Raw genomic sequence first — 25,314 nt, forward strand, 5'->3', positions numbered from 1 at the left:
GTTTTATATGCTGCTGTTTGTTTTTTTCTGTCTGTTTACCGCCTTTACGGTGGCTGAGATGGCTACGACCAGCAATAGGAATCCCAGGATCAGTTGCCACCAGAATGTAATGACCATTGACTTTAAAATCACGGTAAAAACCACTAAAAATAGTATGAAAGTGGCGATTTCGTTGGCCTGGCGCAGTTTAAGGTTTGGGATTTGGAGGGTCTGGCCGTGCAGAGCCTTTATTTTCAAAACTTTCTTCCAGCACCAGTAATGGTAACCGGCAAGCCCGACAAGGAATAACAGTTTGAGTTGAAACCAAGGCGTTTTCAGCAATCCATCGTTTAAGAATATCAACATCAATCCACTAAGTAGCATGATGACGCCGGCCGGCACGGTGATGATATTCCATAAGCGCCGCGCCATGAATACATATTGCTCGCGTAGAATGTGCTGTTTGGTGTCGGCAAATTCATCGGTGTCTTTGTAGTACACAAAAAGCCTGACAAGATAAAAGATTCCGGCGAAATAACTCACCATAAAGATGATGTGAACTGCTTTTAGAATGATATAAAGCATCTGAAAAATTTACTTACAAAGATAAAGGTTTTTTGTACACATACTAACGCTTGTTTCTTTGTTTAGCGAAGGGCGCAGATAACCTGCCCGCTCTTAGTCGAATTCTACGAAAATGCTTTCGCCCACCTTCAGCCCGAACAGTGTTTTGGCGCCGTTCTGGCTGTTTCCTTTGTAGATGGTAAGCTCCAGCAGTCCGGCATCATTGAAAATAGCGGCGGACTTTCCGTGATATTGCGGTTCATCGTCCCAGTTGGTCACAAATTCGGTGTATTGGTTATATACTTTTGTAAGGCCCAGATTACGGAACTTCAGGATGAAACTGTTAAAACCTACACTGCTTTTTTCAAAAAACTTCTTGCTGATATTAGAGACCATATTCCCGAAATTGTCAATATACATGATTTCGCCGATGATCATCTTCTTAGTTTCATTGAAAACCGGTCTGGGGAACGAAAGTTGCTTGGCTTCATTAAACCTGCGGCCGATGACTTCTGGCAAGCCACCTTTCTGAAGATGTACTGCCGCTGGTGCGAAAATATCGGTAGAGGTAAAGGACACTTCATCATCAAACCGGCTGTTAAAGGTAATTTCATATACAGCCTGCGGTTTGATATCGTAGAAAATAAGGCTCAACACACCATTATCCGCGGCAATGAAATAATGGCCGTCTGCCTCATAGATTATAGACTTCCGGGCTTTGGTGAAGAAACTGTCCACCGAGATGATGTGTACGGTGCCTTTCGGGAAGAAAGGGTAGGCATTCCTGACGATATAAGCCGTCTGAAGCAGGTTATAGGCCTGGATCTGATGAGAGATGTCTACAACTTGCGCAGTTTCATTCAGGCTAAGGATGGTGCCCTTTACAGCGGCAACCCGGTGATCGACCAAGCCATAATCTGAAGTAAAAGTGATAACTGCCATAGTTGAAAAATAGAAAGCGCAAATTTAACCTAAAAAAATATTTAAACTGCATTTTTAAACTCCCGAAAAGCCTTTTGTTAAAAAATAAATATATAATTTTAGAAAAAATATAAACCAAAACAGTCACTAAATGTTTGAACTTAATTACGAAATCACGGGCATTGATGCCAAAACTTTCTACGGAGTCAACAACCAATATTTTAACCTGCTGAAATCTACTTTCCCTACGCTGAAGATTACTGGCCGCGACCATTTTGTCTTTGCACAGGGCAATACCGATACGCTGGATGTGCTGCGTACAAAACTTGATGATATTGTCGGTTTCATTTCCCGGAATAACAGCATTACCTTGAAAGATGTGGAAAACATTCTTAATATTAAAGATGAGACCGAAAAACAATTGATCTTCGATCAGGATATAATTGTAAAAGGCGTAAACGGTAAAGTCATCAAAGCCAAAACCACAAACCTGAAAAAACTGGTGAAAGAATCTGAAAAGAAAGACATGATCTTTGCCATAGGTCCCGCCGGTACCGGTAAAACATACACCAGTGTAGCCCTGGCAGCACGCGCACTTCGGGATAAGGAAGTGAAGCGTATTATTCTTACAAGGCCCGCAGTAGAAGCTGGGGAGAGCCTTGGTTTCTTGCCAGGTGATTTGAAGGAGAAATTAGACCCATATTTACAGCCGCTGTACGACGCGCTTCGTGACATGATACCGCATGAAAAGTTAGAAGGGTTTATCGAAAAACGGATTATTGAAGTCGCTCCATTGGCATTTATGCGCGGCCGCACGCTTGATGAAGCCTTCGTGATCCTTGATGAAGCACAAAATACCACACACAGCCAAATGAAGATGTTCCTTACAAGGATGGGCATGAACGCCAAATTCATCATTACCGGCGACCCCAGCCAGGTAGATTTGCCGATGCGCCAAAAATCCGGACTTAAAGAAGCCATGCGGATTTTAAAAGATGTAAACGAGATCGGGTTTGTACACCTTACAGAAGAAGATGTGGTGCGCCACCCGGTTGTTAGGAAAATCATCAATGCTTATGGGAAAGAAGAACAGCGCCAGCGAGAAGAATAAACATTTGAGATTATTTAAGCAGAAGTACTTTAAAATTGATACCTAAAAGCTGTTTAACAATTATGTGAAGCGGCTTTTTTATTGTTAATTATTTAGCATAAATTTCACTTTAATTTGTTAAATAATGTTAAAACAATTACTTTTGCGCCACGAAAAATTTTATAAACTATGAAAAAATTATTTTTAGTTGGTGCAGTGGCACTCTTTACAGCAGCAAATGCACAAACAGAAAAAGGAAGTTGGATGGTGTCCGGTAAATCTGAGATCAGCTTTAACAATGTTAACACTAAAGTTAAATATGATGGTACAGAAGTAGATAGTGATGAAACTTCATCCTTCGCATTTTCCCCAAGTGCAAGCTATTTTGTAATCAATAATTTAGCGGTAGGACTGGGGCTAAACTATATGCACAATAAAAATGGTGATGTGAAGTCTAATACCTTCGTAGCGATGCCACAAGCAACTTATTTCCTTGCTACAGCTAGTAACGTGAAACCATATGTGGAGGCTGCTGTTGGTTACGCATCTAATAACACATCGGATGATGAAAGTGAAATCAAGGCTGATGGATTGGCTTACGGTGCTGGTGTAGGTGTGGCATATTTTGTAAATCCCTCTGTTGCATTTAGCCTGGGTCTGAACTATTCTGGTGCAAATTTGACATTCAGCGAAGATTCTGACTTTAAAACCAATATCAATACTTTAGGTGTAGGTGTGGGTATTTCTGTATTCTTAAAATAATAAGAAAAATTTTAAATATTAAATTTCCCGGCTTCATTGGAGTCGGGAATTTTTTTTTCTATAAACAACTTCTACATTATTTAATAATGCCATATGCGTAAAATAATCATAGGAATGTTTTTGATGCGAAAAATATTTATATACACAACATAAAAACTTTTTAAAATGTAAAATAAATATCAACCCCAAAAATCACCGACTATGAGAAAAACAACTATTTTTCTGCTTGCTCTTTTGGCTACAAATGTTGCCGCACAGGTAGGCATTAACACGGAAACGCCCGGCGCAACACTTGACGTAAACGGTAACCTGATCATTCGACAGGTAGATCCTGCAACCGCCGCCAGCAACTATAATTTCTTGGTTGTAAATTCAACCACTGCTGAAGTGGAACAAATCTCAGGTTCTAATACCCCACCTGCGGTAAATACTACCATAGCTCGGCTTGATGAAGAAAATAATCTATCACTTCTAAACGTAAGTGGGTTCAACGGTTGGCGTAGGATAGATTTCGCAACAGCGGACATTAATGTCAGCAATAATTTTGATCTTACAGATGATGTATATGTAGTGCCTTCCAGCGGTATATATGCGGTTAATTATGAATTTCGGTATGGTGATGGTGTGATCCTTCAGGTGCTTAATATTGGAGGTGCTCCCAGTATAGGAATTTTACGCCAGACAGGAGCAGGCTATACGGTTTTAGACCAAAAAACTTTTAGTGGTGCAAATATACCTTTAGTAGCCAGTATTCTTATAAGCCAATCTACAATTAACAGCGTGTATAGATTGACTGCCGGAGATCGTCTTTCATTTGAGGTTCTGGAAGGTGGGTTAGCTTTAAGTTTGCTCAGCGACAGTCGGGCAACGGTCTCTATCTATAAAATATCTGATTAGTTTAAATATAATAAAAATGCCGGACTGATGTACAGTCCGGCATTTGTTATTAATTATATTCTTATTTCCCAAACAGGTTACCGCCCATTCCCGGCATCTTCGGCATTCCTTTGCTCATCATCTCCATCATTTGCTTGCCTTGCGGGCCCTGCATCATCTTCATCATTTTGCCCATCTGTTCAAACTGTTTCATCAAAGCATTTACATCTTCAATTTTTCTTCCGGCTCCGCGCGCAATACGGTTTTTGCGTTGCGTGTTGATGATTGATGGGCGTCTTCTTTCTTCTGGCGTCATCGAGTGGATGATGGCTTCAATATGTTTAAAGGCATCATCCTGAATGTCAACGTCTTTGATGGCTTTTCCAACTCCCGGAATCATGCCCATCAAATCCTTCATGTTACCCATTTTCTTGATTTGATTGATTTGTTTTAAGAAATCATCAAAACCAAACTCATTCTTTGCGATTTTTTTATGAAGTTTCTTGGCTTCTTCTTCGTCGAACTGCTCCTGCGCTCGCTCTACAAGCGAAACCACATCACCCATGCCTAGGATTCTGTCCGCCATCCTTTCCGGATAGAAAACATCCAAGGCTTCCATTTTTTCACCTGTTGAGATGAATTTAATGGGTTTTTCAACCACTGAACGGATCGTCAGGGCCGCACCACCGCGCGTATCACCATCTAATTTGGTAAGGACGACGCCATCGAAATTCAATGCTTCGTTGAAGGCTTTGGCTGTGTTCACCGCATCCTGTCCGGTCATGGAATCCACTACGAAAAGCGTTTCCTGTGGTTTGATGAAATAATGAACCGACTTGATCTCGTTCATCATCTGTTCATCGATTGCCAAACGGCCGGCAGTATCTACAATTACTACATCGTGGTTGTTCTCTTTCGCAAATTTCACCGCGTTTTCTGCGATAGAAGACGGGTTCAGTGCGCCATCTTCTGTATAAACCGGTATGCCAGTTTGGCTTCCGAGGACTTTAAGCTGCTCTATGGCAGCGGGCCGGTAAACGTCGCAAGCAACCAACAATGGTTTTTTGTTTCTTTTCTGCTTTAAATAATTCGCCAGTTTACCGGAGAAGGTTGTTTTACCCGAACCTTGCAGACCTGCAATAAGGATGACGGTCGGTTTGCCAGAGAGGTTAATGCCTTCATTGGTTTTACCCATTAGCTCTACCAGCTCGTCGTGTACGATCTTGGTCATTAACTGTCCCGGTGTAAGACTCGTGAGTACGTTTTGCCCCAACGCTTTGTCCTGCACTCTTTTTGTTAAATCTTTCGCTACCTTATAATTAACATCGGCATCTACCAGCGCACGGCGAATTTCCTTTACGGTTTCCGCTACGTTTATTTCGGTGATTTTCCCGCGGCCCGAGATATTATGTAATGCCTTATCTAATTTATCCTGTAAACTGTTGAACATACTTTTTTTTATTTAAGTTGCGCAAAAATACAGAAAATCACTGATATTTAAAATTGTGAATTTTAAAGTTGCCTGATATTCATTAGCTTTGCACAAAAGTAAAAATGAGCCCTCATAAAACCGACCAAAATGCACATGATGCGGAAAAGTCCCGAAAAACAGCTAGGTCGGGGTTACAGCAATATGGGGTATATTCTGCAATTGTCTTTCAGATGCTGGCTACGATGGGGCTGGGATTTTGGGGTGGCAACAAACTGAATGATTATTTTGGGTATGAAAGCAATCTTTTAACAGTCGCGATAGGATTTGTCGCCATGGGGCTCGCCTTCTATAATTTATTAAAACAATTAAACAACATCCAGAAAAATGAAAATAAGCGCTAACATAGTATATATCATCCTTTATTTCGTGATGTTATTTGTTCATTTCGGGATCTGGGAAATGCTGAATGTGGGACATGGCGTTGTATTTACCCGTTATTATATGTTTTTGACGCTTCTGTTCGTTATGGTGATCACTGTTCTAACCATCATCCGCAGGATGTATCCGCAGTATATCGGGTTTGGTTTTTTAGGACTGGTGATGGTGAAAATGATGGCACTTTTTATTGCGATGAATCAGTTGGAACTAAGCACTGTTCCTAATTATAAGATGCATTTTGCAGCACCGTATTTAGTTTCACTGTTGTTGGAAACCCTCTATGCCGTAAAATTGATTCAGATAGAAGACAAAACGGCTGCTGAAAAAGATGAAAAAAATCACTAGCTTCGCGCTTTGTAATCAGAATATTTATCCTATTTTTGCAAAACTTTAAAAAAGATATACAGTAATGCTTAAAAGAGTTCTCCTTTTAGTTGGTTTTTTATCTACATTCACCCTTTCACAGGCACAGCATCATGAAGAGGTTGCCACAGCGCCCGCTACTGAGCAGGTAGCAGGCAATATGACAGAGGCTGAAAAAGAAAAAGCTAAGAATCAGGAGTTTATACAGCACCACGTAAAGGATGCGCACAGCTTCGATATTATGGTGACCAAAGATGGCCATCACATTGGTTTTCCGTTGCCTGTCATTTTTTATGACAAGGAAAACGGTCTTCACGCGATGATGAGTTCGGCTTTTAATCATGGCGAATCTACAGTGGAAAGCAAAGGCAGTCATTACAAACTTTACCACGAAAAAATTTATAAGACCGATGCTGCGGGAACCATCATCTATGACGATCACGGGCACGCAACCAACGCAAAAATGCTGGATTTGTCTATCACTAAAAGTGTTTTCGCTATCATTCTAGTAGCTTTGTTGATGGTTGTTTTATTCGGTTCTATCGCCAGAAGCTACAAGAATTCATTGGTGCCATCGGGTGCGGGCAAAATTTTCGAACCTTTGATTATCTTCATCAGAGACGATATCGCTAAACCAAACATCGGTACAAACTATAAGAAATACATGGGTTATTTGCTGACCGTATTTTTCTTCATCCTGTTCCTGAATGTTTTAGGTCTGATGCCTTTCGGGATCAACGTAACCGGAAACCTTGCGATTACTGCCGCCCTGGCGATCGTAACTTTCCTGATTACACAATTTACAGCAAACAAAACGTATTGGCAACACATATTCTGGATGCCAGGTCTTCCTTGGCCAATGAAATTCGTAATGATGCCGATTGAAATCATCGGGATGTTCATTAAGCCGTTCGCATTGCTGATCCGTCTTTTCGCGAACATGACGGCAGGTCACATCGTTGTAATGTCGCTTATCGCCATGATTTATGTCTTCAAAAACGTAATCGCCGGTATCGCATTCCCGTTCCTGACGTTTGTACTTTACTTACTCGAAATATTGGTAGCATTCCTTCAGGCGTATATTTTCACAATGCTTTCAGCGGTTTACTTCGGTATGGCTAATGAGGAGCATCACCATGAAGAAGCTCATTAAATAAAGAGCAAAGTAAAAAGGAAAAAATAAAAAGAGCAAACAGTCGATAGCCAAAAGCTAAAAGCCATTTGCCAAAAGCAATAGAAAACTAATTTTTTAAATTATATATTATGGAAATCCCTAAGTTAGTAGGAGCAGGTCTAGTAGTAATCGGAGCAGGTCTTGGTATCGGTAAAATCGGTGCTGCTGCTTTAGAAGGTATGGCTCGTCAGCCAGAGCAGGCAGGTAAACTGCAAACTGCGATGCTTATTGCTGCTGCACTTGTAGAAGGTCTTGCATTTGCTGCACTTTTCGCAGTAAACTAAGAAGTTTCAAAATCACTTGCCGGCAACGGTTGGTTACGGCAAGTGTTTTATTTAGAAAATTAGAAAAAAGAATTTAAGAACAATATTTTATTATAACTCGTATGGGATTATTAGAAGACTTTTCATCAGGTTTATTCATTATTCAGTCGGTAATCTTTATTATTCTGCTTTTAATCTTGAGAAAGGTGGCTTGGAAGCCAATCATGGATGCCGTAAATGAAAGAGAAGTAACTATTGTTGATTCTCTTAACCAGGCAAAACTTGCGAAACAGGAAGTACAGAACCTGAAAGCAGAAAATGAGATCATCATCCGCGAAGCTAAGGTTGAGCGCGATAACATCCTGAAAGAAGCCCGGGAAATCAAAGAAAGGATCGTAGGTGAAGCTAAGGAACTGGCCAAAGCCGAAGGCGATAAAATGATCGAGCAGGCGCGCCAGTCTATCCAGGCTGAAAAGGCCGCAGCTATGGCTGATATTAAAAACCAAATAGGTACGCTTTCCGTAAACATCGCTGAAAGCATCCTGAAAGAAAAGCTGAATAACGAAGGCGCACAAAACACGCTGGTAGAGAATATCCTTAACAAATCTAACCTGAACTAAGATGCTCACAAGTAAAGTAGCAAAAAGATACGCAGAAGGTTTGCTGAGTTTTACCAAAGATGCAGGCAACACCGATGCGGTGTTTACCGAAATGGGTGATATGGTGAAGACCATTGCCGCCTCCCGGGATTTGCAGAATTTTTTTGCCTCCCCAATCATTGATGCCAAGAAAAAGCAGGCTATAGCAGATGAAATATTCAAAAGTTTTTCACCTGTTACGAAAAACCTGGTTTCACTTATCATCAAGCAAGGCCGTGAAAGCCAAATGCAGAACATCGCGCAAGAGTTCATCAATAAAGTAAATGAGATGAATGGCGTACAGAGAGTTACGCTTACTTCAGCCGCGCCACTTTCCGATGATAATATCAGCAACATCCTGAAGTCTACCACATTAATCAACCAGCACAATAAGTTTGATGTGAAAACTGTGATTGATCCTTCTTTAGTTGGTGGTTATATCCTTAGAGTAGGAGATCAGCAAATTGATGCTTCAGTGAAATCCAAACTGGGCAAACTTAAAAAAGAATTTCAATTAAATTAAGACAAAAACAACCATAAAATGGCAGAAATAAATCCGGCAGAAGTATCTGCAATTCTTAAACAGCAGTTGGCTAACTTCGACACCCAGTCTAATGTGGAAGAAGTAGGTACTGTATTGACCATCAGTGATGGGATCGCTTTAGTGTACGGTTTAGAAAATGTTCAGTACGGTGAATTGGTAAAATTCGAAAGCGGCATTGAAGGAATCGTTCTAAATCTTGCTGAAGACAACGTAGGGGTTGCACTTCTTGGTGAGTCTAAGCAGGTTAAAGAAGGTGATACGGTGAACCGAACCAAAAGAATTTCATCGATCAACGTAGGTGAAGGTATGTTGGGACGTGTAGTTGATACCCTGGGGAACCCAATTGATGGTAAAGGACCTATCGCCGGAGATTTATACGAAATGCCACTCGAAAGAAAAGCACCGGGTGTAATTTTCCGTCAGCCGGTTACAGAACCACTTCAGACTGGTATCGTAGCAATCGATTCCATGATCCCTGTTGGTAGAGGTCAGCGTGAATTGATCATCGGTGACCGTCAGACAGGTAAAACGACCGTGGCTATTGACACCATCCTAAACCAAAGAGAATTTTACGATGCTGGGCAACCGGTTTACTGTATCTACGTTGCAGTAGGTCAGAAAGCTTCTACCGTAGCACAAATCGTGAAAACACTTGAAGATAAAGGCGCAATGGCTTACACTGTGGTTGTAACCGCTAACGCTTCTGACCCTTCACCAATGCAGGTTTACGCGCCGATGGCCGGAGCTGCAATCGGTGAGTATTTCCGTGACACAGGTCGTCCTGCATTGATTATTTATGATGATTTATCCAAGCAGGCCGTAGCATACCGTGAACTTTCACTTCTTCTTAGAAGACCACCGGGCCGTGAGGCTTATCCAGGTGACGTGTTCTACCTTCACTCCAGATTATTGGAGCGTTCTGCAAAAGTAATCGCTGATGATACTATCGCTGCGCAAATGAACGATCTTCCGGATTCTTTGAGACCTATCGTAAAAGGTGGCGGTTCACTTACTGCGCTTCCTATTATCGAAACTCAGGCTGGTGACGTTTCTGCATACATCCCAACGAACGTAATTTCGATTACGGACGGGCAGATCTTCCTTGAATCAGACTTATTTAACTCAGGTGTACGTCCGGCGATCAACGTAGGTATCTCTGTATCACGTGTAGGAGGTAACGCGCAGATCAAGTCGATGAAGAAGGTTTCAGGTACATTGAAACTAGATCAGGCTCAGTACAAAGAACTTGAGGCATTTGCTAAATTCGGTTCCGATCTTGATGCTTCTACGCAAGGTGTAATTTCTAAAGGTGAGAGAAACGTAGAGCTTCTTAAGCAGCCGGTAAACTCACCACTTCCTGTAGATTCTCAGGTAGCGATGATTTATGCAGGTACAGAAAACCTGATGAGAAATATCCCAATCAGAAAGGTAAAAGAATTCCAAAAAGAATATGTGGAATTCCTGAGATCAAAGCATCCTGATACGATGGCAGCGATCAAGGCTGGAAAGATCGACGATAATATTACAGGCGTTCTGAAGCAGGCAGCTACAGAATTGGCTTCAAAATATAATTAATTAGATAATTAGGTAATTTGAGAATTAATTAATTTGAAAATTTAATTATGCAGCACAACGTTTCATTCTTTTATTTTTAAATTTTTAAAGCTAAATTTTTAAAGCTAAATTATTACAGCTAAAGTCGTAAGGCTTCATTCTCAAATTATCCAATTTTCAAATTTTCAAATTAAATAATGGCAAACTTAAAGGAAATACGGGGTAGAATTACTTCCATCTCTTCTACGATGCAAATCACCAGCGCGATGAAAATGGTTTCTGCAGCTAAGCTGAAGAAAGCTACAGACGCGATCGTAATGCTGAGACCTTACTCGGAGAAGTTGCAGGAAATTATTGAAAATGTAAGTTCCACGACGGATCTTGAAGGGATCTCCACATTTACTGAGGAAAGAGAAGTGCAAAAGGTTCTTTTCATCGTAGTTACTTCAAACAAAGGTCTTGCTGGGGCATTCAACTCTTCGGTAATCAAAGAGCTGAACAGCGCGCTTAGCAATACGCCGCACGAAGTTGAAATTTTAGCCGTTGGGAAAAAAGTGTTCGATGCAGTTCGCAAAACGCGTACCGTGTATGATAACCAAAGTGCGATCTTCGATGGCATGAGTTTCCAGGTAGTATCAAATTTCATGGAGAATGTGATGCGTGATTACCGTGAGGGTAAATTCGATAAAGTATTTGTTGTTTATAACAAATTTATCAACGCCGCAACGCAGGAAGTTCAGCTTGAGCAGGTATTGCCGATAAAGATGGCGGAAAAAGAAGGATCTGCGAATACAGACTACCTTTTCGAACCAAATGCGGCCGACATCCTGAATGTTCTGATTCCAAAATCGATCAAAACACAGGCTTACAAAGCAATTCTCGATTCTATTGCATCTGAGCACGGCGCCAGGATGACGGCTATGCACAAGGCTACCGACAATGCCGAAGCACTGCGAAACGAACTCAAGATTTTCTACAACAAAGCGCGGCAGGCTGCGATTACAAATGAGATTCTTGAAATTGTATCCGGCGCAGAAGCCCTTAAAAATTCGTAAAAATTTCAATAAACAAATTTATATAAGCATCGGTTTTACCGGTGCTTTTTTTGTGCTAACCGCGCAATATTGATGCATTTGGATGGCGGATCGTTTCCCCGGCGTTATTTATTTTTTATATATATTTGTAGGAATTATTTTTAAAAAATTAAATGGACTCAGACGTCGTCAAGCTTTTACTGGCTTTATTCTTAGTATTACTCAATGGTTTTTTCGTAGCCGCAGAATTCTCAATCGTTAAGGTTCGTTACTCCCAAATTCAGCTCAAAGCTGCCGAAGGTAACTCGATGGCCAAGCAGGCCGAGCATATCATCAAACATCTCGATGAATATCTTTCTGCCACGCAGTTAGGGATCACATTAGCTTCACTTGCGCTTGGTTGGGTAGGGGAAAGTGCGATGCACCATGTCATTGAAAACATATTCCATTATTTCAATTTTTCGATAGATCAGGCTACAGTAACTACCGTATCATTGGTATTAAGTTTCCTGTTGATTACCGTGATGCACATTGTGATGGGAGAGTTAATCCCGAAATCCATCGCGATCCGGAAGGCAGAAGCCACCACCATGGTCATTTCTGTACCGTTGAGGGTTTTCTATACCGTCTTCAAACCGTTTATCTGGACGATGAATCAGATGTCGAACGGCGTTTTAAGATTAATGAAAATTCATCCCGCTTCGGAACATGAAATACATTCCACGGAGGAACTTCAGCTACTTGTAAAGCAGTCTGCGGACAGTGGCGAGATTGAGGAAGAAAACTACGAGATCATTAAAAACGCATTTGATTTTACCGATCATTCTGCCAAGCAGATCATGGTACCACGGCAGAACATCGCTTCCATTGATATTGAAGCACCTGTAGAGGACATCATCAGTAAAATCATGGATAGTGGCTACTCCCGAATCCCGGCCTATAAAGGTTCTATTGATAATATCATCGGTATTTTCTACGCCAAAGAAATCATCCGCGAATATATTCGCCGCAAGGGCGACATTACGCATGAAACTCTTACCGAGCTTATGCGCGAAGCCTTCTTTGTGGTTGGAAGCAAAAAAATATCTGACTTGCTGAAGGTTTTCCAACATAAAAAGCAGCATTTGGCCGTAGTTATTGATGAATTCGGTGGTACGGAAGGAATCATTACCTTAGAAGATATTCTGGAGGAGTTAGTAGGTGAAATTCAGGATGAAGAAGATGACGAGGATAAAATCGTAGATAAAATCGGGGAAAATGTATTCTGGGTACAGGCGACACAAAACCTTGATGAGATAAATGAGCATCTGCCGAAAATATTCCCGCTTTCAGAAGATGGGGAATATAATACACTCGCAGGTTTTATTCTTCATGAGTTAGAAGACATCCCTGAGGAGAACCAGGAGTTTGTAGTCAATGATTATAAAGTGAAAATCCTCAAAATGCAGAATAAGAGTGTTGATTTGGTAGAGCTTACCTACATAGAGCCAAGCCTTCTTAGCGAGTTAGCCGACGAGATCACTGAAATGTAAGGAACGATGAAAGACAGAACGCTTTGCCACTTAAAAGGTTACGAAAGCCCACAAAGGGAGTACGAAGAGGAAATCGCATTGCTGAATGAAGAAGATGAAGTATATAAACTCGTATTATGGAATGATGATGTAAATACCTTTGATTTTGTCATCGAGTCGCTTATCGAAGTTTGCGGGCACACACTCGAACAGGCAGAACAATGTACCATCTTGGTACATTACAAAGGCAAATGTACCGTAAAAACCGGTAGCCTGGATCTGCTGAAGCCCATGCACGAGAAACTTATAGCCCGCAGTTTAACTTCGGAAATTGTATAAACAAAGTTTCGGCGCTGCTGGAACTTTTTATTTAGTTACGATATATGAGTCCTATTTTATTAATAATCATTGCTGCAACATCCATTATCAGTTATCTTGCCTTTAGCAATCACGCGCTGTTCGAAAAATACAAGTTCAATGTGCGTTCAATTTTGCGGGATAAAGAGTATGTGCGGCTTATCTCGGCCGGCTTCCTCCATGGCGACATGGTGCACTTGCTGTTCAATATGATGACGCTTTATTTCTTTGGTCCCATTGTCATTCAGGTTTTTGGAGCTTTCGGATTTTTACTCATTTATTTTTGTTCCATATTGTTCGGTAATTTGTTTTCGCTTTATTTATACAAAAATCAAGCTTGGTATTCCGCAATCGGAGCGAGTGGTGGGGTTTCAGGGATTTTGTTTGCCTCCATTGCAATGTTGCCCGACCTGACGCTCTATTTATTCTTTGTCATCCCAATTACCGGCTATGTGTTCGGATTGCTGTATTTTGCGTATTCGGTTTATATGATGCTGAACCCGCATGAAAACGATAATATCGGGCATGCCGCCCACTTAGGAGGGGCGTTTTTCGGTTTGCTGTATGCAGTGGCCCTTCAGCCAGAACGCGCGATTCAGAATTCCATCTACCTACTCATCATGGCCCTTCCGCTTATTTATATGGCGTATATGGTTTTCGTGAAAAAGAAAATCGGGTAATTTTTTAGTAGCTTCACAAGCGGTTTTTCCATTGCAAATAGGTCCCGCTGTCCGCTATATCTGTTGCTTCGCTCGGCTGCGCAACAGGATGCCGCTTCCATCGGGGCTATAACCAAAGACCGATTTTCCGATCCATAAAAAAAGGGAAATCACTGATTTCCCTTTTCATACTTCAGCTGGTCGGCATCCGGTATTTGTACATTAGCCCAGTTTTCACCACTTTTGATCCGCCACACCTGCATCTCCGAAATATTAAACTGTTTCGCGATCTGCTTCGAGGTTTTTTTACGCCGTAATAGCAACTTGATGTGGATCACCTGAGAAGACGTAAGCTTCATGCCTTTCGTACGGGGTTTTTGCATGTACTTACGATATTTTTTCAGGGCAATTATTTTAGGGTTCGCACTTTGATGCAATTGGTGTTCTTCCTGAGTCATCCATTTAAGGTTTGTCACCACATTGTTGGTTTTATCATAATCCAAATGGGTCACAATAATCTGACCTTCGGTTGGTGGTGGTAAAAAATAAGTCGCTACGAGGCGGTGTACCATAAAATGATGATTGATGGTACGTTTTTTCAGGTTCGTGAGGAGCCTTTTGCTTAAGGATGCCTTCTTTTTCTGGATCAGTTGGGTAATACGTTCTACACTTTCAGGGTGATCCAACTTCCTGATTTTGTTTCTGCGGATCTTGTGGAGTTCAGAGATTTCTTTTTTAAGCTCATCGAACTTCACTTGGTCTTTCTCGTCGCGGTGTCTGTAAAGTTTCAGGCGAATCACTTTATAACCCTCGGTCATCGAGCCTTTTAATATCCTGCCTTCGGCAACTTTATTAAACGTTCTTACCTGACCGAGATTCGAGACTTCAAGCCGGAAATCATTTGTAAAGTCAAAATCAAATGCTACCTGCTTCCAAACTTCTTCTCCTTTTTCATTCATTCTAATTGCTGTCAAAATAGTTGATTTTTTTGATTAAAAATGGCTGCTCAAAAAATTATGGCGTATTGCCGCTCGCTTCGCTCGCGCCACTGCATTTTCATCCTGTGTTTTTTTGACATCATAAATCATCATCACAAATCAGCAAGAATATAAAGAACAGTCCTTTATCATTTGCACCTGCTGAAATTCATTAAAATGAATGTGATACGATTCACTTCTGTGAATAATTATTTGATTTTCAATCAGCTAAAGTCGTGTGGTTAAATTACTGACTGAATGGTCTATCAAAGGTATTAAAAAAAAACAAAACAGCCCATTATGTGAGACATAATTCTTTTTTGACGCTCGCTTCGCTCGCGCCCTCCTCATTTCTTACCGATGATAAAGCGGTCGTTATCCGAAATATCTTGTACCAAATGTGCCTCCGAGAATGAATGAATAAAAAGGTCGAGGGTTTGGTGGCCTAATTTCTGGTTTATCTCTAGCAGAACAAGGCCATGTTCAGCAAGATGTTCTAGCGCATCGCCCGCGATTTTCTCGTAAAAAACCAAAGGGTTTTCGGTAGGGGAAAATAACGCCATCAGTGGTTCGAAATTTTTTACCGTCACTGAGATTTCTTCCTTTTCATCTAAGCCAATATAAGGCGGATTACTGATGATGACCTCGTAACATTCGTCCAGTTCAGTGTTCAAGTAATCCTGATGTTTAAAACGGATTTGGGTTTGGTGTTGTGTGGCATTTCTACGGGCGACTTCAAGAGCTGCCTCAGAGTAATCGATAGAGGTGATTTCGGCCTCCGGGAAATGTTTTTTCAGTACGATGGGAATCACGCCGCTGCCAGTGCCAATATCCAGAATTCTAATGTTGCGATTACCGAAGGAGTCTTCGATTTTAGAAATGGCGATCTCCAGAAGTTCTTCCGTTTCAGGTCTGGGAATCAGTACGTGTTCATTTACAAAAAATTGAAGACCGTAGAACTCAGTTTTCCCGATGACTTGCTGGTATGGCTGGCCAGTTTCAAGTTTCGAAAGGTAATTTGTAAACTGCCGTTCAGTTTCTTCGGCAAGTTCATCATGTAACATTTGCCTTTGCCTCACAGGATTTACCTTTAAGATTTCTTCGGCCAGCAAGGTAAACAAAGTGTTGGTTTCAGTATCAGAATATCGTTCTGAAAGAATTGATTTGTAAAGATTTTTAATTTCCTGCAGTGTCATGGGGATCAGTCTGAATTATTTTTTAAAGGTAAAACTTTATACCTAAAATATAAAATTCAACGTTATAAGAACTTTTATAGATGCCTTTGAATATGGACGACACGAATAATTTTACTAATTTTGGACATCACTTCTTAACAAACATGAAAAACGCTCTTCTGGCAGCACTGCTACTGCTGTTTGTAGTTTCTTGTGGTACATCGAAACCTGTGGTAGTAAAACGCAGTGTACCTACCAAATCCGTCCCAAGGTCAACTGAACTAAAACGTCTGGAATCTAATTTTTCGGGCAGGGTAAACGCTGAAATCCAAGAAATCATTCGCGATGCGCAGAAATACCTTGGTGCGCCTTACAAATATGCCGGCAATACTTCAGTAGGCTTCGATTGTTCGGGTTTGGTGATGAAGGTTTTTGATGAAAACAACACCAAGCTGCCCCGGCGTTCGGAAGATCAATCAAACACCGGTCGCGAAATACATATCCGCGATACCAAACCCGGGGATTTAGTGTTCTTTGCTACTGCCGGCGGTAACAGAGTTTCACATGTAGGAATCGTGCACGATATTGGTACAGATGGGGAAGTGAAGTTCATCCATGCCTCTACTTCAAAAGGGGTGATTATTTCTTCCTTAAATGAAAAATACTGGAACCAGGCTTACCTTTTCGCACGAAGAGTTTTGTAAATTTGCCATCTGAATAAAAATTAACTTTACTAATTATGATGTTACAGCAAACCATTGAGAATATTTGGGACAATCGGGATCTTTTGCAAAATGAAGACAGCCAGCAGGCCATCCGCGAGGTGATTCGCCAGCTCGATCTTGGGGAATTGCGCGTTGCTGAACCTGCCGAAAAAGGGTGGAAGGTAAATGAATGGGTGAAAAAAGCCGTGGTGATGTATTTCCCGATTCAAAAAATGGAAACCATCGAGGTGGGACCGTTCGAGTTTCACGACAAGATGCCTCTGAAAAGAAACTACGCTGAAAAAGGCGTTCGCGTGGTACCACATGCTGTGGCGCGGGAAGGTGCGTATATTGCGCCAGGCGTAATTCTGATGCCTTCTTATGTAAACATTGGCGCGTACGTGGATTCCGGAACCATGGTGGATACTTGGGCTACCGTAGGCAGCTGTGCACAGATCGGTAAAGACGTACACTTAAGCGGTGGAGTAGGCATTGGCGGCGTGTTAGAGCCATTGCAGGCGGCACCTGTTATTATTGAAGACAACGTATTCGTAGGTTCAAGATGCATCGTAGTGGAAGGTGTACATGTAGAAAAAGAAGCCGTGCTAGGTGCAAACGTGGTGCTTACCGCTTCAACAAAAATTATTGATGTCACCGGTGACGATCCTGTAGAAATCAAAGGTCGTGTGCCTGCGCGCTCAGTGGTGATTCCGGGTAGCTACACCAAGCATTTCCCGGCAGGCGAATATCAAGTTCCGTGTGCGTTGATCATCGGTAAAAGAAAAGAATCTACCGACAAAAAGACCTCACTGAACGATGCTCTTAGAGAAAACAATGTAGCCGTGTAATGTCTTTGGTCATCAAAAACCAATAACTTTTTCCAGAACTGTCATTGAATCTGGAATAAAATATAACAAGTCCTGAACATCCATATTATCTCAAAAGATGATTAGATGTTCAGGTTTTTTTATTGCATCAGTATCACATTTATACTAGGTAAAAGTAAAGATTGAATCAAAAGTACAAGATACAACACAGAGGATAGCAGTTTACTGAAATCTAATAATTCATTGTAGAAACTTTTACTTACGATTCCTTGTAAAAATTAAAATCCGCCACCAACTTTAATTTTACGCATTGTAAATCAGTGATATATGGATTTTATTGAATTTTTTGTTGTGGCTTCAAAAAATTATCACTTATCTTTGCGACATCAAAACATCATGAAAAACGTATTTTCTTTAATCCATCATCATCATCTCATCGAAAGACGAGTTGATTAATTATGGCCTAAAGTAAAATCTTAATAATTAAAAACCGTCTGAACAATGACGGTTTTTTTTATTCTAGAAATTCAGCACTGTTCAGACTAATTCTTCCCTAAAAAGTATGAACACCCTGAAAATTGCCCTTCAAAAAAGCGGACGTTTAAGCGAAAAATCCCTCGGGATTCTTTCGGAATGCGGAATAAAACTCCCGGATTTTAAAAGTAAATTAAAAAATACCGCCACCAATTTCCCACTCGAAATTCTTTTCCTTCGCGATGATGATATCCCAAAATATGTTGAAAACGGCATCGTAGATATCGGCATCATCGGGGAAAACGAAGTGCTGGAGCAAAAACGGAAGGTAAGCGTAATCCGCCGTCTTGGTTTTGCCAATTGCCGCCTTTCACTCGCTGTTCCTAAAGAAGCGCAATACACCGGGATCCAATTTTTCAGTCAGAAGAAAATTGCTACCTCATACCCGAATATTGTTTCAGATTTTCTTAAGAAAAAACAGATTGAGGCACAAGTCGTAGAAATTTCTGGCAGTGTGGAGATTGCGCCGAGCATCGGCCTGGCCGATGCGGTGGCCGATTTGGTAAGTTCTGGCAGTACACTTTTGCATAATGGACTTACGGAAGTGGAAGAAATCTTACAAAGCGAAGCCGTAATGATCTCTAACAACACATTACAGCCGGAAGTTGCAGAGATTCTTGACGCGCTGCTGTTCCGTATTCAGGCTGTACTCAACTCGCGTGAAAATAAATACATTCTGTTGAACGCACCCAACTCAGCCATCAAATCCATTACAGAACTGCTTCCAGGCATGAAATCGCCTACCATCCTGCCGTTGGCAGATAGCGGTTGGAGCAGCATTCACTCCGTAGTCAAAGAAAATGAGTTTTGGCAGATTATCGATCAATTGAAGAAATTAGGCGCAGAGGGAATTTTGGTAATTCCGATTGAAAAAATGGTTTTTTAATAGCAACATGGAAAATATATTCAAATATCCTGCGAAAGAAAACTGGAGAGAACTGACTTCCCGACCAGTTTTAGAAGCCAAAGATTTAAGATCTGATGTAGCCACGATCTTTCAAAAAGTATCTCAGGAAGGCGATTTGGCGTTAAAAGAACTCACCCAGAAGTTTGATGGCATCATCCTCGATGAATTGAAGGTTTCTGCTGCCGAAATCCAATCGGCTTGCGAAAAAATCCCTGAAGATTTAAAGAAAGCCATCCAACAGGCAAAAGACAATATCGAGAAATTTCACACAGCCCAAATCGAAGATTTCCAGAAAGTTGAAACCACCTCTGGTGTGGTATGCTGGCGAGAAAGCAGAGCCATAGCCAATGTGGGGTTGTATATTCCGGGTGGCTCAGCGCCCCTTTTTTCCACCGTTTTGATGTTAGCGGTACCAGCAAAGATTGCAGGTTGCAGAAAAATCATTTTATGTACGCCACCGCAGGAAAATGGCAATGTACACGAGGCCATTCTATACGCAGCGCAACTTTGCGGCGTTACCGAAGTGTATAAAGTTGGCGGAGCGCAGGCCATTGCTGCTTTAACAGTTGGTACATCGGCTGTCCCTAAAGTGGATAAAATCTTCGGGCCAGGCAATCAATACGTAACCCAAGCTAAACAAATGGCGCAGGAGTTTGGAGTTGCCATTGATTTGCCGGCAGGTCCTAGCGAAGTGCTTGTCATCGCAGATCAATCGGCGGTTCCGGCGTTCTGTGCGGCTGATTTGCTTGCGCAGGCAGAACATGGCACAGATTCTCAGGGGATTTTTGTCGCTACCGATGAACAGGTTTTCAAACAAACAATGGCAGCGTTAGCATTGCAACTTCAAGCATTGCCACGTAGGGAAACCGCTGCCGAAGCGCTTAAGAAGAGCCGTTTTATATTGCTCAATACAGTAGAAGAAGCCATTCAGTTCAGTAATTTATACGCACCGGAACATTTGATTTTAGCAGTGGAACATGCCGAGGACCTTTTGCCGGAAATTGACAATGCTGGTTCGGTGTTCTTAGGAAATTATACGCCAGAATCGGCTGGTGATTACGCCAGCGGAACCAATCATACATTACCGACCAATGGTTTTGCAAAAAATTACAGTGGCGTATCGTTGGAGAGTTTTCAGAAAAAAATTACCGTGCAGCAGATTACCCGTGCCGGCTTACAAAACTTAGGTGAAGCAGTTGAGATAATGGCTGCCGCAGAAGGTTTGGATGCACACAAAAACGCGGTTTCTGTACGGTTAAAATATGTAAATGATGGAATTTAAACTTCAGGACTTTATTCGTCCGCACCTTAAAAATATGCCGGTATATGAGATTAACCGACCGGCCGTCTTGGGTACCGAACGTATGTATTTGGATGCCAATGAAAGTCCGTTTGGTGATTTTAACCGTTATCCTGATGCGAAACATGAACTTCTTAAGAAGGAAATCGCAGCTATTAATCAGATTGCAGAGGATCAGGTATTCTTGGGCAATGGCAGTGATGAACTGATTGATTTGCTGATACGCACTTTTTGTGAGCCCGCGACAGACCGTATTTTGATGTTGGATCCCAGTTTCTCCATATATGAAATTTATGCACGTTTTAACAATGTTCAGGTCGGTAAAATTGCGTTGGATGATGAATTTCAGATAGACCAAAATGCATATTTACAGTCGGTCAGCCAATCACAGGCAAAGATTCTTTTTCTATGTTCCCCCAATAACCCGACAGGAAATAGTTTGGATGATTTAAAATTCTATATTCAGCATTTCCCCGGCATTGTAGTGATTGATGAAGCTTATATTGAGTTTTCTCCGAATGTTTCAGCGGTGACTTTTTTAAAGGAATTTCCGAATATAATTGTTCTGAAAACACTTTCAAAAGCTTATGCGATGGCCGGTTTACGCGTGGGAGCAGGTTTTGCTTCTGTTGAGATCGCGCAACTGATCAACCGGCTGAAACCCCCATATAACATCAGTGCTGAAAGCCAAAGGATTGCATTGAATGAATTAAAGAAAACAGCAGCGTTTAAGCAGCAACTTCATTTAATCTTAGCGCAGAAATCGTTTGTTGAAAAGCAACTGGCTCAGTTACAAATCGTAGAGAAAGTATATCCTTCCGATGCTAATTTTATACTTGTAAAATTTTACGATGTGGAAAAAATATATGAAAAACTGTCTGAACATCATATTAAAACGAGTTTAAGACATCCGAAAATTGAAAATTGCATAAGGATAAGCATCGGTTCTGAAACAGAAAATAAAAAATTACTGGCTATTTTATCAACCCTCAAATCATGAAAAAAGTATTATTTATAGACCGCGACGGGACGTTGATTATTGAGCCACCTAAAGATTTTCAGGTCGACTCGCTTGAAAAACTGGAATTTTATCCAAAAGTAATCCAGAATCTTGCGAAAATCTACACGCAACTTGATTATGAACTCGTAATGGTGAGCAATCAGGACGGGTTGGGAACACTTTCTTTTCCGACCGAAACCTTCGAGATCCCACATCAAAAAATGTTAAAAACCTTTGAAAATGAAGGTATTATCTTCAGCGACATCCTGATTGATGACAGTTTTGAAGCAGATAATTCACCTAATAGAAAACCCCGTACCGGCATGTTGCAAAAATACCTTTACGGAAATTATGATTTGCAGAATTCCTATGTGATTGGTGACCGTATGACCGACGTACAACTGGCTGATAACCTTGGTTGTAAGGCGATCTATATCTCGGATATCCAAGTAGATGATGTTGCATTGTGCACCACAGATTGGGATGATATTTATCGGTTTCTAAAATCAAAACCACGTAAAAGTGCGATTCGCCGCATAACAAAGGAAACCGATATTTTTATTGAATTAAATCTAGACGGCAGCGGGAAATCCAGCATCAGTACCGGACTGGCCTTTTCGATCACATGCTAGAGCAAATCAGCCGCCATGGAAACTTCGATTTGACTGTAGATGTGAAGGGCGATTTGCAGGTAGATGAACACCACACGATTGAAGATACCGCGCTGGTACTTGGTTCAGCATTCTATGAAGCGCTGGGCGCAAAAAAAGGTGTTGAAAGATACGCATTTGCATTACCAATGGATGACTGTCTTGCGCAGATAGCGGTGGATTTTGGCGGACGAAACTGGCTGGTTTGGGATGTGGATTTCAAGCGTGAGAAGATAGGGGAAATGCCGACAGAAATGTTCTTCCACTTCTTCAAATCTTTTACTGATACGGCAAAATGCAATCTCAACATTAAATGTGAAGGAGAAAACGAACATCATAAAATAGAATCTATCTTCAAGGCATTTGCGAAAGTGCTGCGTGATGCCGTAAAAATTGAAGGCAAAAATTTTTCAATCCCAAGCACCAAAGGAATATTATGATCGCCATTATAGATTATGCTGCCGGAAACGTAAAATCCGTAGAGAATGCAGCGAAGAAACTCGGTTTTAAAACGCAGGTTACCGCCGATCACCAAATCATCAGAAACGCCGATAAAGTTATTTTCCCAGGTGTTGGCGAGGCTTCCTCTGCCATGGAAAAACTACAAGCAGCGGGCTTAGACACTCTGATCCCACAACTGAAACAACCCTTTCTGGGGATCTGTCTCGGGCAACAACTCTTGTGTGCTTCCTCTGAAGAAGGACAGACCAAGGGACTTGGGATTTTTGATGTAGAAGTGAAGAAATTTCCCGCCATACAGGTGGTGCCACACATGGGTTGGAACAGTTTGCAGCAGCTTGAAGGGCCATTATTTCAGGGAATTAGTGAGACCGATGATTTTTATTTTGTACACAGTTATTACTGCGAACTTTCCGAGGAGAAGAGTTCGGTTTGCGATTATATTATGCCTTTCAGTGCGTCTTTGCATAAAAACAATTTTTATGGCACGCAGTTTCATCCGGAAAAATCCGGCAGGGCAGGCTTACTTGTTTTACAAAACTTTCTAAACCTAAAACGATGAAAATAATCCCTGCAATTGATGTCATGAATGGCCGTTGCGTACGACTAGCCAAAGGCGATTATAACAGCCAAACGGTGTATGGTGACCCATTAGAAATGGCAAAGATTTTTGAAGATAACGGTATTGTGTACTTACATGTAGTAGACCTTGATGGTGCCAAAGCCGGTAAAGTAAAAAACCTGAAAACCGTTGAAAAAATTGCCTCACAAACCAATCTCATCATTGATTTTGGTGGAGGCATAAAATCCAGACACGACCTCGAACTCATTCTGGGTGTCGGCGTCGCTAAAGTGACCTTAGGAAGCATTGCAGTGGAAAATCCGGCTGTTTGCATTGAATGGATCGAAGAGTTTGGTGCTGAAAAATTTATTTTGGGCGCTGATTGTCTAAACCGTAAGATTAAGACTTCGGGTTGGCTGAAAGACTCGCAGTTAGAAGTGACTGATTTTATACAATCCTATGAACATACCCGAATTGAAGAGGTGATATGTACCGATATTTCTAAAGACGGCATGCTGAACGGCCCATCATTAAACCTATATGCAGAAATTTTAGAGAAAACCCAAGTGCAGCTTATTGCAAGCGGTGGAGTTTCCTCGGTGCAGGATTTAGAAGCCCTGAAAAAAATCGGTTGCAGCGGCGTCATCATTGGAAAAGCCCTTTACGAGCAAAAAATTACTTTAGGTCAGCTTCAAAAATTTATATAGATGTTAAAGAAACGAATAATCCCATGCCTTGATATTAAAGATGGGAAAACAGTCAAAGGTGTACAGTTTGAAGACCTGAGATCTGCCGGTGACCCTATTTTGCTCGCACAGAAATACGTAGATGAAGGCGCGGATGAACTGGTTTTTCTTGATATCACCGCCACGTTGGAACAGCGGAAAACCCTTGTAGAACTGGTAGAGAGAATTGGTGTGGCCATAGATATTCCGTTTACGGTAGGTGGCGGAATTTCATCTGCGTATGATGTTGAAAACTTGCTGAGAGCCGGCGCGGACAAAGTTTCAGTGAACTCTGCGGCAGTAAGGAACCCCCTTCTAATTACAGAACTTGCCCAACAGTTTGGCAGCCAGTGTGTCGTGTTGGCGGTTGATACCAAGCAGGTGGGGGAAGACGATTACGTGTTCATCAGTGGAGGCAAAATAAAAACGGAACTTAAAACACTCGAATGGATCAAGACCGCGGAAGATCTTGGTGCAGGTGAGATTCTGCTAACCTCAATGGATTTCGACGGGACTAAAAAAGGATTCGATATCCGTATGTTAAAAAATGTTTCAGCGATCAGTAATCTTCCGTTAATAGCCTCTGGAGGCGCTGGGACAGCTAAAGATTTCACAGCGCTTTTTACAGATACAGAAGCGACAGGAGCTTTGGCGGCCAGCATTTTTCATTTCAATGAAATTAATATAAATGATTTAAAGAACACTTTAAAACAAAGAGAAATCCCCATCCGATGATATTAGATTTTAATAAAAGTAATGGCTTGATCCCAGTAATTATCCAGGATTCTGTTAGCCTGCAGGTATTGATGCTTGGTTATATGAATATGGAAGCTTTTGAGCTTACCAAGACGGAGGGCAGGGTTCATTTCTTCAGCCGAAGCAAAAACCGTATCTGGCTGAAAGGTGAAACGTCCGGCAATTTTCTGTATGTCGAAAAAATAACGGCTGACTGCGATGCAGACACCTTGTTGATCTTAGCGAAACCCGCAGGTAATGTGTGTCATACAGGGACGTTCAGTTGTTTTTGCGCGCGCGATGACAAGGGATTTCTATATCAACTGGAGGAAACAGTCTCACAAAGAATCGATTTGCAGCAAACCCATTCCTATACCTACGAGCTTTACAAAAAAGGGATCAATAAAGTAGCCCAAAAAGTTGGCGAGGAGGCAGTAGAACTAATCATAGAAGCAAAAGATGATAATGCAGACTTGTTTATAAATGAAGCCGCAGATTTGTTATATCACTTTATAATTTTACTGAAAGCTAAGTCCTTTACGCTGAAAGATGTTGAAAAAGTATTGTATAATCGTAGGAAAGGAGCATAAAAAAGTGATG

28 protein-coding genes and 1 pseudogene are annotated in these 25,314 nt (G+C 41.4%); 24 read left to right on the forward strand and 5 right to left on the reverse strand.

Annotated features, from left to right (window positions below; genetic code table 11):
- Positions 1–3 precede the first annotated feature (3 nt).
- Positions 4–564, reverse strand: coding sequence for a CopD family protein (locus CO230_RS05475; protein ID WP_122027671.1), 561 nt, complete (start codon positions 562–564; stop codon positions 4–6).
- 93 nt (positions 565–657) lie between these two features.
- Positions 658–1,485: an S-adenosyl-l-methionine hydroxide adenosyltransferase family protein gene (locus CO230_RS05480; protein WP_122027672.1), complete on the reverse strand. Its 828-nt coding sequence runs from the start codon at positions 1,483–1,485 to the stop codon at positions 658–660.
- 130 nt (positions 1,486–1,615) lie between these two features.
- Between CO230_RS05480 and CO230_RS05485 the strand changes: the two genes are divergently transcribed.
- From CO230_RS05485 to CO230_RS05495, 3 genes are all read left to right on the forward strand, one after another.
- Entirely contained in the window at positions 1,616–2,575 is a 960-nt protein-coding gene (locus CO230_RS05485) for a PhoH family protein (protein WP_122027673.1), read from the forward strand.
- A 168-nt stretch (positions 2,576–2,743) separates the two neighbouring features.
- A complete protein-coding gene (locus tag CO230_RS05490) occupies positions 2,744–3,316 on the forward strand; it encodes an outer membrane beta-barrel protein (RefSeq protein ID WP_122027674.1) in 573 nt (190 codons plus the stop codon).
- Between the two features lie 201 nt (positions 3,317–3,517).
- Entirely contained in the window at positions 3,518–4,213 is a 696-nt protein-coding gene (locus CO230_RS05495; RefSeq protein ID WP_162989989.1) for a hypothetical protein, read from the forward strand.
- Between the two features lie 61 nt (positions 4,214–4,274).
- Here CO230_RS05495 and ffh read toward each other — a convergent pair whose 3' ends face one another.
- The gene (gene ffh / locus CO230_RS05500; protein WP_122027676.1) at positions 4,275–5,642 is read right to left on the reverse strand and encodes a signal recognition particle protein; all 1,368 of its coding nucleotides are present in this window, start codon (positions 5,640–5,642) and stop codon (positions 4,275–4,277) included.
- Between the two features lie 104 nt (positions 5,643–5,746).
- Here ffh and CO230_RS05505 point away from each other — a divergent pair, with 104 nt between their 5' ends.
- The 11 genes from CO230_RS05505 to CO230_RS05555 all read left to right on the forward strand — a co-directional run bounded on the left by CO230_RS05505 (position 5,747) and on the right by CO230_RS05555 (position 14,180).
- Positions 5,747–6,025 carry an AtpZ/AtpI family protein gene (locus CO230_RS05505; protein WP_122027677.1) on the forward strand — a complete coding sequence of 93 codons (279 nt, stop codon included), beginning with the start codon at positions 5,747–5,749 and terminating at the stop codon, positions 6,023–6,025.
- Positions 6,009–6,407 carry a hypothetical protein gene (locus CO230_RS05510; RefSeq protein WP_122027678.1) on the forward strand — a complete coding sequence of 133 codons (399 nt, stop codon included), beginning with the start codon at positions 6,009–6,011 and terminating at the stop codon, positions 6,405–6,407. The genes CO230_RS05505 and CO230_RS05510 overlap by 17 nt, the downstream gene beginning before the upstream one ends.
- 64 nt (positions 6,408–6,471) lie before the next feature.
- Positions 6,472–7,578 carry a F0F1 ATP synthase subunit A gene (atpB, locus tag CO230_RS05515; RefSeq protein WP_122027679.1) on the forward strand — a complete coding sequence of 369 codons (1,107 nt, stop codon included), beginning with the start codon at positions 6,472–6,474 and terminating at the stop codon, positions 7,576–7,578.
- A gap of 110 nt (positions 7,579–7,688) precedes the next feature.
- Positions 7,689–7,883 (forward strand): ATP synthase F0 subunit C, encoded by a 195-nt coding sequence (gene atpE, locus CO230_RS05520; protein ID WP_012782425.1) that lies wholly within the window; start codon positions 7,689–7,691, stop codon positions 7,881–7,883.
- Between the two features lie 101 nt (positions 7,884–7,984).
- Positions 7,985–8,482 carry a F0F1 ATP synthase subunit B gene (gene atpF, locus CO230_RS05525; protein ID WP_122027680.1) on the forward strand — a complete coding sequence of 166 codons (498 nt, stop codon included), beginning with the start codon at positions 7,985–7,987 and terminating at the stop codon, positions 8,480–8,482.
- Between the two features lies 1 nt (position 8,483).
- Positions 8,484–9,023 (forward strand): ATP synthase F1 subunit delta, encoded by a 540-nt coding sequence (gene atpH, locus CO230_RS05530; RefSeq protein ID WP_122027681.1) that lies wholly within the window; start codon positions 8,484–8,486, stop codon positions 9,021–9,023.
- A gap of 18 nt (positions 9,024–9,041) precedes the next feature.
- Complete coding sequence (gene atpA / locus CO230_RS05535) at positions 9,042–10,619, forward strand: F0F1 ATP synthase subunit alpha (RefSeq protein WP_122027682.1); 1,578 nt, start codon at positions 9,042–9,044, stop codon at positions 10,617–10,619.
- A 176-nt stretch (positions 10,620–10,795) separates the two neighbouring features.
- A complete protein-coding gene (gene atpG / locus CO230_RS05540) occupies positions 10,796–11,653 on the forward strand; it encodes an ATP synthase F1 subunit gamma (protein WP_122027683.1) in 858 nt (285 codons plus the stop codon).
- A 152-nt stretch (positions 11,654–11,805) separates the two neighbouring features.
- On the forward strand, positions 11,806–13,164 hold the full coding sequence (locus tag CO230_RS05545) for a hemolysin family protein (RefSeq protein ID WP_122027684.1): 1,359 nt from the start codon (positions 11,806–11,808) through the stop codon (positions 13,162–13,164).
- A 6-nt stretch (positions 13,165–13,170) separates the two neighbouring features.
- Positions 13,171–13,482 carry an ATP-dependent Clp protease adaptor ClpS gene (locus CO230_RS05550; protein WP_122027685.1) on the forward strand — a complete coding sequence of 104 codons (312 nt, stop codon included), beginning with the start codon at positions 13,171–13,173 and terminating at the stop codon, positions 13,480–13,482.
- A gap of 44 nt (positions 13,483–13,526) precedes the next feature.
- The gene (locus CO230_RS05555) at positions 13,527–14,180 is read left to right on the forward strand and encodes a rhomboid family intramembrane serine protease (protein WP_122027686.1); all 654 of its coding nucleotides are present in this window, start codon (positions 13,527–13,529) and stop codon (positions 14,178–14,180) included.
- Positions 14,181–14,329: 149 nt separating this feature from the next.
- Here CO230_RS05555 and CO230_RS05560 read toward each other — a convergent pair whose 3' ends face one another.
- Both CO230_RS05560 and prmC read right to left on the reverse strand, forming a co-directional pair.
- Positions 14,330–15,133 (reverse strand): HNH endonuclease, encoded by an 804-nt coding sequence (locus CO230_RS05560; RefSeq protein WP_228438199.1) that lies wholly within the window; start codon positions 15,131–15,133, stop codon positions 14,330–14,332.
- A gap of 350 nt (positions 15,134–15,483) precedes the next feature.
- Positions 15,484–16,332: a peptide chain release factor N(5)-glutamine methyltransferase gene (gene prmC, locus CO230_RS05565; RefSeq protein WP_122027687.1), complete on the reverse strand. Its 849-nt coding sequence runs from the start codon at positions 16,330–16,332 to the stop codon at positions 15,484–15,486.
- Positions 16,333–16,475: 143 nt separating this feature from the next.
- Between prmC and CO230_RS05570 the strand changes: the two genes are divergently transcribed.
- From CO230_RS05570 to hisIE, 10 genes and pseudogenes are all read left to right on the forward strand, one after another.
- Positions 16,476–17,015, forward strand: coding sequence for a C40 family peptidase (locus CO230_RS05570; protein WP_122027688.1), 540 nt, complete (start codon positions 16,476–16,478; stop codon positions 17,013–17,015).
- 35 nt (positions 17,016–17,050) lie between these two features.
- A complete protein-coding gene (locus CO230_RS05575; RefSeq protein ID WP_122027689.1) occupies positions 17,051–17,863 on the forward strand; it encodes a 2,3,4,5-tetrahydropyridine-2,6-dicarboxylate N-succinyltransferase in 813 nt (270 codons plus the stop codon).
- Between the two features lie 541 nt (positions 17,864–18,404).
- A complete protein-coding gene (gene hisG, locus CO230_RS05580; protein ID WP_122027690.1) occupies positions 18,405–19,262 on the forward strand; it encodes an ATP phosphoribosyltransferase in 858 nt (285 codons plus the stop codon).
- 7 nt (positions 19,263–19,269) lie between these two features.
- Entirely contained in the window at positions 19,270–20,565 is a 1,296-nt protein-coding gene (hisD, locus tag CO230_RS05585; RefSeq protein WP_122027691.1) for a histidinol dehydrogenase, read from the forward strand.
- Positions 20,552–21,583: a histidinol-phosphate transaminase gene (gene hisC, locus CO230_RS05590; RefSeq protein WP_122027692.1), complete on the forward strand. Its 1,032-nt coding sequence runs from the start codon at positions 20,552–20,554 to the stop codon at positions 21,581–21,583. The genes hisD and hisC overlap by 14 nt, the downstream gene beginning before the upstream one ends.
- Positions 21,580–22,673: pseudogene (hisB, locus tag CO230_RS05595) on the forward strand (bifunctional histidinol-phosphatase/imidazoleglycerol-phosphate dehydratase HisB). Before hisC ends, hisB begins: the two are co-directional and overlap by 4 nt.
- Positions 22,670–23,254 carry an imidazole glycerol phosphate synthase subunit HisH gene (gene hisH, locus CO230_RS05600; protein ID WP_122027693.1) on the forward strand — a complete coding sequence of 195 codons (585 nt, stop codon included), beginning with the start codon at positions 22,670–22,672 and terminating at the stop codon, positions 23,252–23,254. Before hisB ends, hisH begins: the two are co-directional and overlap by 4 nt.
- A complete protein-coding gene (hisA, locus tag CO230_RS05605) occupies positions 23,251–23,961 on the forward strand; it encodes a 1-(5-phosphoribosyl)-5-[(5-phosphoribosylamino)methylideneamino]imidazole-4-carboxamide isomerase (protein WP_122027694.1) in 711 nt (236 codons plus the stop codon). The genes hisH and hisA overlap by 4 nt, the downstream gene beginning before the upstream one ends.
- On the forward strand, positions 23,962–24,714 hold the full coding sequence (hisF, locus tag CO230_RS05610) for an imidazole glycerol phosphate synthase subunit HisF (RefSeq protein ID WP_122027695.1): 753 nt from the start codon (positions 23,962–23,964) through the stop codon (positions 24,712–24,714). It begins immediately after the preceding gene.
- Positions 24,711–25,304: a bifunctional phosphoribosyl-AMP cyclohydrolase/phosphoribosyl-ATP diphosphatase HisIE gene (hisIE, locus tag CO230_RS05615; protein WP_122027696.1), complete on the forward strand. Its 594-nt coding sequence runs from the start codon at positions 24,711–24,713 to the stop codon at positions 25,302–25,304. Before hisF ends, hisIE begins: the two co-directional genes overlap by 4 nt.
- Positions 25,305–25,314: the final 10 nt, after the last annotated feature.

It is taken from the genome of Chryseobacterium sp. 6424 (genome assembly GCF_003692615.1).
Taxonomy (GTDB): domain Bacteria; phylum Bacteroidota; class Bacteroidia; order Flavobacteriales; family Weeksellaceae; genus Kaistella.